A 5,784-nucleotide genomic window follows, 5' to 3' on the forward strand; every position below is an offset into this window, starting at 1 on the left:
GACCGTAAACCCGAGAACTGGCTGTATCGTGTTTGTAGTTATCATGATTTTGATGATACACTATTCCTATGCTATTTGCTATCTAAATGACATTGACCCCGTCCCCCAGTCCCATCAAAACTCTTTATTGTCCATTATTCGCACGCTGCATAGATAGGATATGTAAGTGGCAACTGCGCAAATTGCAACCAGAATCATGAGTACTACTGCTCCGGGGAGATTCTGAAACTTGCCTATAACAGCGGAAAAAGGGTTATTGCCTTCTTCAAAAAACTGACCTGAACCTACTACCAAAACTGCGATAATTCCAAATATTATAAAGAGTGCGATCCTGCTCTTTTCAGCACCATACTTAAGCTGCAAAGGAATCAGTATTGCTGTTGCAAGATACATGGATGGAATAACCGATGTCATCATCGGAATCTCGGACAGCCCAGCTCCACCATATCTGACTATATCTATGATGGCAAAAACAGCTGCACCGAAACACCATGCTATAACTGCTGCCATCAGACTAAAGAAATATTTCTCTCTTACATATGTTTTTCTGTCGAAGGGAAGGGTCATCAAAAATGGCAGGCCATTATCATATTCGTCATAGCTTATGCTGCCTGTTCCAACTATCATCGCCAGCATGGTGAGATACGCTATAATGAACGTACCATTCATTGATATTCCCATAATAACTGCCATAACCAAATATAACGCTATTGTCTGCTTTCTCATAAATGTAAGTCGAAGATCTTTTTCAATGAGACCACGCATATCAGTTCCCTCCTGTCATCATCAATATAAGATTGTCTATGTCACTGTTTTCAATGACTATATCCGGATTGTTTTCAACATAAAACTGCTTCTCATTTGTAAAACAGGTATATCCGAAATGGTCCTTCTTTGTACTGAGAATGTAGCTTTTATCCAGCTTTTCATAGGCAGCCTCGTCCACCTTGAGAACACCGTAATTGCTAAGTATCGCATCCGTGTCCTCGTGAAGAACTATCTTGCCGTCATGGATCAGGTAGATATCATCACAAAGCCCTTCAAGATCTGATGATATGTGGGATGTGATCAGTATTGATCGCTTCTCATCCTCAAGAAGATAATTTCGAAGAAGGTCAAGGATATCGTTTCTCGCCTCTACATCAAGGCCGGCGGTTGGTTCGTCCATGATGAGGAGCTGCGCGTTATGACTCATTGCCACCAGTACGCGAAGCTTAGCTCTCATACCTGTGGAAAACTCCTTTATCGGCTTATCAAGTGAAAGCTTCTGGGATGAGCAATTCTTTCTGAACAGTTCCTCATTAAATGAAGGATACATCTTCTTAAAAATAGCAATAATATCCTTAACAGAAAGAAAGGTGCTAAAGCCTGAATCAGACAGCGCTACGCCAATCTCTTCTTTATCTTTTCCGGAAAGCTTCGATGCTTCCTTGCCATTAATAGAAACGTGTCCGCCATCCGGCTTAACGAGTCCGAGGATTGACTTGATCGTTGTACTCTTTCCTGCACCGTTTTTCCCAACGATACCGGTGACTGTTCCGTCAGGTATCTCAAGAGAAACATCCAGTTTAAAATCGCCGTAGTTTTTTACAAGATTATCAACTTTAACCATCAGTTTTCCTCCAATAAGATCTGTACGATCTCAAGAATATCCTCTTTGGTAAGTCCCACTGAGCTTGCCTTCTGCACTGCTGCAGCAAAATCATCCTCCACGGCCTTTCGCCTGGCCTCCATGGCCAAGGACTTGTCGGTGGCAGCTACGTAGGTTCCTTTGCCATGTACTGTTACCACAAAGCCTTCCTCTTCCAGCCTGTCATAGGCCTTCTTAACTGTCAGGGCACTTATTCTCAGCTCTCCGGATAAAGCTCTGACTGAGGGAAGTGCCTCATTCTCCGCAAGTTCACCGCTTATGATCTCATTCTTCACCTGATCCACAAGCTGTTCGTATATTGGCACCATCGAGGTATTGTTTAAAATGATATGCATATCGTTATCCTCCATAAACAGAATATAACAGTATATAACTGTTGTCAACTGTTATATACTGTTATATACTGTTATATACAAATTTCGTTTTGTATCTACAGCCCTAAGGTTGACGGTTGTTCATTTATATGTTATTAATATGTGTTGAAAAAATGCAGATTTCATGTTCACAGACTTGATTTAAATAGCAGAAATACATGTAAATTGCAATAAGACTTGGTTGGAGGAACCGGTAATGGAAGAAGCAAGGCAACAACTTCTGGACTATTTAAACTATCTGTACAGGGGAGTTTTGAATATTGAAAAACTCTCAGGGCAAAAGGAAAATATAAAAGCCCAGATCAATGAACTTGGAAATCGTATCTCCTCTGAGGAAACCAGAAGAGATTTAGGCATGACAGGTGCCGGACTTAATGTCAACAAGGGAAAAAACACTGTAGGAAAAGTTTTACTGATAATCGGAGCGGTAATAATCGGATTTTTATTTCTTTTAGTGAAGCTTATGCTTTCCTTTGCTGGTGTTAGTGCTGCTGATGGCATTGGTCTTTATCTGATAGTAGGTTTCCTAGCCTTCGTAGTATTGATGATTGTTCTGATAGTAAGGGGCGTGACAGGAGCCATTGGAAATACGATTGTACGCTCTTCTGCAAATTCAGTTCCTAAGGCTCAGTTTAACATAAACGCCTACAATGACCAGATAAAGAATCTGCTTGTACAGCTTCCTGCAATTGATTCAAAGATTGCCGTCTCTTATTCATACATAGCAGATTTACTCCAGAACTTTCCACCGGATTATTGTTATTCTGAAGCAATCAGAAAATGTATTTTTTACATAAGAAACTTGAGAGCTGATACTCTTAAAGAAGCTCTTAATATGTACGCAGACGAGTGCTACAAGGACGCAATGCTTCTTGAACAGAAAAAGCAAACTGCCTACGCCCGTATAAGCGCAGCAGCTAATGTTCAGACCGCTTATAACACTGGACGCATAGCAGACTACACAAAGGACATTGCAAATAGTGCCAGACAGATAGCATACAACACCGATGTAATAAGAGCAAACACAGAAGCAATGGCAGCCTATTCCGCTCAAATGGCAGCCTATTCCGCTCAGACAGCCAATAATACTGCTGCAACAAGTATGTACACTCGAAACATCCGCGACAGAGTATGCCCTTCATTTTGGGATTAAAATAAGAACCACCGGTTTACGCCGGTGGTTCTATGTTTTTCTAACTTTTGCAACAACATCATCACGCTTCATAGTCATCCTCCTAAATGTCTGTACTTGATTACCTCAACTTCTATTTTAATCCTCTCCAACCAGATGAACTGTCTGTGGTTCATGTCCTACTGCAGGGAGAAACTTTTCAAAGATGTCAGTAGTCTTGATCTTAAGACTTGATGTGCACACGCATGGATGGCAGCCAAAATATTCCGCGGTTTTAAGGTCCTCATCAACAAGAAGCTGCACTTCGTGGTTCTTATCGTTCATAAGCCCCATAACACTTACTGCGCCGGGCTCAATATCAAGGTATTTCAGCATGTCCTCTGCCTCAGCAAAAGACAATCTGGCTGAGTTGATCTGACTTGAGAGTTCCTTTGTTTTAAACTTCTTATCGCCAGGCATAAGTAGCAGATAAAACTTAGTTTTCTGCCTGTTACAGAGGAAAAGATTTTTGCACATCAATGTTCCAAGTGCCTTGTCCACTTCTTCACATGCTTCCATTGTTGTCGCAGGGTCGTGGTCAACTCTTTTATATTCTACTCCAAGTTTGTCCAGAAAATTATATACCCTGACTTCTCTTTCCAAACGCCCTTCACAGCCTTCAGGTCTTCCGTCGTACAATTCCATCACTTCTTCACTCCATTCATTCCCATGGCCTTCAGCATCTCCATAGCCTTTTCGTAAGATTCTCTCATCTTCTTTGGATCATTTGATGCAAGGCCTCTATCTTTTGCCACTGCTAAAAGTTTAGCATCGTCGCAAATAAAAAGTACCTCAGACTCGCAATTAGAGATATAATCATCCGCATCATCAGCGCTAACCATCATCAGTTCAGCGTGATGTCTCTCCTTTAGCATTTCTATCTGCTTTCTGAGTACTTCATCTTCCTTTTCTCTTAAGCATAAAACAATCTTTGAATACACGTTTGGCTCCTATTTTTCAAGCGCCAAGACCTCTCGACACTTAGTTATCTTCTCACCTGAGGCTATTCTTTTTTCTACGATTTCTCTTACTTCCGCGCACCAGGTATTGGTTTTTATTATATCAGAGCATAGCTCATTCAGAATAAGATCACATCGATAGTATTGAAATCCCCAGCCATCCCTGTTTAATCTTTTATGTTTCATAACTCTTTCATAAAAAATCTGTTCATAGTAGCATGTACAACGCCTGCAGGCTTCTCTATTTCTCTGTATCCTGCCTTTTCGTAAACATGGATCGCAGCAGCAAGGTTGTCATGAGTCTCCAGATACATGTGTTTATACCCAAGCTCTTTTGCCTTCTCCTCGATCAGAGATATCAGCTTGTAGCTAAGGCCTTCTCCTTTGACCCTATCTACGAGGTAGAGCTTTTGCAGTTCACTGCAGTCCTCGAAGAAGTCAAACTTCGCAAGTCCGATTCCTCCGATCAGCTCATCATTGTCATCCAGGAGGATATAATAGAAACGCCGCTCTGAATCTGATAAGTAAAAATCGCTAAGATGATTCAGGTTGTCGTCGAAGTACACAGTCCCCGGAATATCAAGAGCATGCTTTTTCAGATTGTCCCTTATAAGCTCTGCCAGTGCCAGATCGTATTCCGGTTTTAATTCACAGATTTTCATCCTCCCCTCCTCCACTTTTTACCTCTTTTTATATAGCAATAGCTCCGGATTCTCGCCTTCTGCCTCATAAGTGCATATAAGTATGAAGTCCATATTTGCCAGAACACCAAAACACAAGCCGGGAACTATCTCAGATTCCAGCTGATTTCCAAGATATGTAGTCTCATCATTAAGGAACTTTGTCCTCATTCCGCTTGGCAGTCGATACTCAAGATTAACATATTTTCCCACAAGAGCATTCAGGCTTTCAACCTTTGGCATACCTTCAATATTCAGGTCGTTGATCTCGTCGATGAGCTTTTTCTTGAACTCCTCAAACTGTCCACCATCGCTGAGCTCGTCATATTTTTTCCAATAGTTCAGCTTTGGAAGCTCGATCTTAAGATAGGTGCGGGCCTGCTCCTCTGAGAAGTTTTCATTAACCATGTTGCGAACACAGACGTCTATAAGATTGTCCATGTCACTGTATACGTATGTCCCGTCAGCATAGCACCACTTGCAGTATTCCTCGTTCATGCTGCCATCTTTATTTCTGCCGATGATCTCATCCTCCAGCGGCATTCCGCAGCACTGGCAAATGAGTTTTTGTGGTGAGCCCAGCAAAGTATTGATGGAAACATTGTAGAGATTTGAAAGCAGTTTAAGTGTTTCTGTATTGGGAACCGTATCTCCATTTTCCCAGCGTGATACAGCCTGCCTTGTGACAAAAACCTTCTCAGCCAGTTCATCCTGTGAAAAACCATTCTTTGTACGAAGTTCCAATAAAATATCTTTTGTGCTCATATTTCTACCTCCTCATAATCTGATTGTATTATGAAGGTACCGAAAAAACACGCAACCTGCTGTTGCTAAATGGTACTATAACCCCGTCCCAATGTCATTTAGATAGCAAATAGCATAGGAATAGTGTATCATCAAAATCATGATAACTACAAACACGATACAGCCAGTTCTCGGGTTTACGGTC

At 41.5% G+C, this 5,784-nt stretch carries 8 protein-coding genes; 1 reads left to right on the top strand and 7 read right to left on the bottom strand.

The window, feature by feature from the left end; genetic code table 11:
* Window positions 1–114 precede the first annotated feature (114 nt).
* The 3 genes from T359_RS0117305 to T359_RS0117315 are packed head-to-tail and all read right to left on the bottom strand — an operon-like array spanning window position 115 to window position 1,986.
* Entirely contained in the window at window positions 115–765 is a 651-nt protein-coding gene (locus tag T359_RS0117305; RefSeq protein WP_026518488.1) for an ABC-2 transporter permease, read from the bottom strand.
* 1 nt (window position 766) lies between these two features.
* Window positions 767–1,612 carry an ABC transporter ATP-binding protein gene (locus T359_RS0117310; protein WP_026518489.1) on the bottom strand — a complete coding sequence of 282 codons (846 nt, stop codon included), beginning with the start codon at window positions 1,610–1,612 and terminating at the stop codon, window positions 767–769.
* Window positions 1,612–1,986 (bottom strand): GntR family transcriptional regulator, encoded by a 375-nt coding sequence (locus tag T359_RS0117315; RefSeq protein ID WP_026518490.1) that lies wholly within the window; start codon window positions 1,984–1,986, stop codon window positions 1,612–1,614. The genes T359_RS0117310 and T359_RS0117315 overlap by 1 nt, the downstream gene beginning before the upstream one ends.
* 235 nt (window positions 1,987–2,221) lie before the next feature.
* On the opposite strand from T359_RS0117315, the gene T359_RS0117320 reads away from it, so the two are divergent.
* Window positions 2,222–3,178 carry a hypothetical protein gene (locus T359_RS0117320; RefSeq protein ID WP_026518491.1) on the top strand — a complete coding sequence of 319 codons (957 nt, stop codon included), beginning with the start codon at window positions 2,222–2,224 and terminating at the stop codon, window positions 3,176–3,178.
* 117 nt (window positions 3,179–3,295) lie between these two features.
* Here the strand turns inward: T359_RS0117320 and T359_RS0117325 are convergent, their stop codons facing one another.
* The 4 genes from T359_RS0117325 to T359_RS0117345 all read right to left on the bottom strand — a co-directional run bounded on the left by T359_RS0117325 (window position 3,296) and on the right by T359_RS0117345 (window position 5,600).
* Window positions 3,296–3,841 carry a prolyl-tRNA synthetase associated domain-containing protein gene (locus tag T359_RS0117325; RefSeq protein WP_026518492.1) on the bottom strand — a complete coding sequence of 182 codons (546 nt, stop codon included), beginning with the start codon at window positions 3,839–3,841 and terminating at the stop codon, window positions 3,296–3,298.
* A complete protein-coding gene (locus T359_RS0117330; RefSeq protein ID WP_026518493.1) occupies window positions 3,841–4,137 on the bottom strand; it encodes a hypothetical protein in 297 nt (98 codons plus the stop codon). Before T359_RS0117330 ends, T359_RS0117325 begins: the two co-directional genes overlap by 1 nt.
* A 200-nt stretch (window positions 4,138–4,337) precedes the next feature.
* Window positions 4,338–4,817, bottom strand: a complete 480-nt coding sequence (locus T359_RS0117340) for a GNAT family N-acetyltransferase (protein WP_051545584.1) — start codon at window positions 4,815–4,817, stop codon at window positions 4,338–4,340.
* A gap of 18 nt (window positions 4,818–4,835) precedes the next feature.
* Entirely contained in the window at window positions 4,836–5,600 is a 765-nt protein-coding gene (locus tag T359_RS0117345; RefSeq protein ID WP_026518496.1) for a zinc ribbon domain-containing protein, read from the bottom strand.
* Window positions 5,601–5,784 lie beyond the last annotated feature (184 nt).

The organism is Butyrivibrio sp. MC2021, from assembly GCF_000621605.1.
Lineage (GTDB): Bacteria > Bacillota > Clostridia > Lachnospirales > Lachnospiraceae > Butyrivibrio.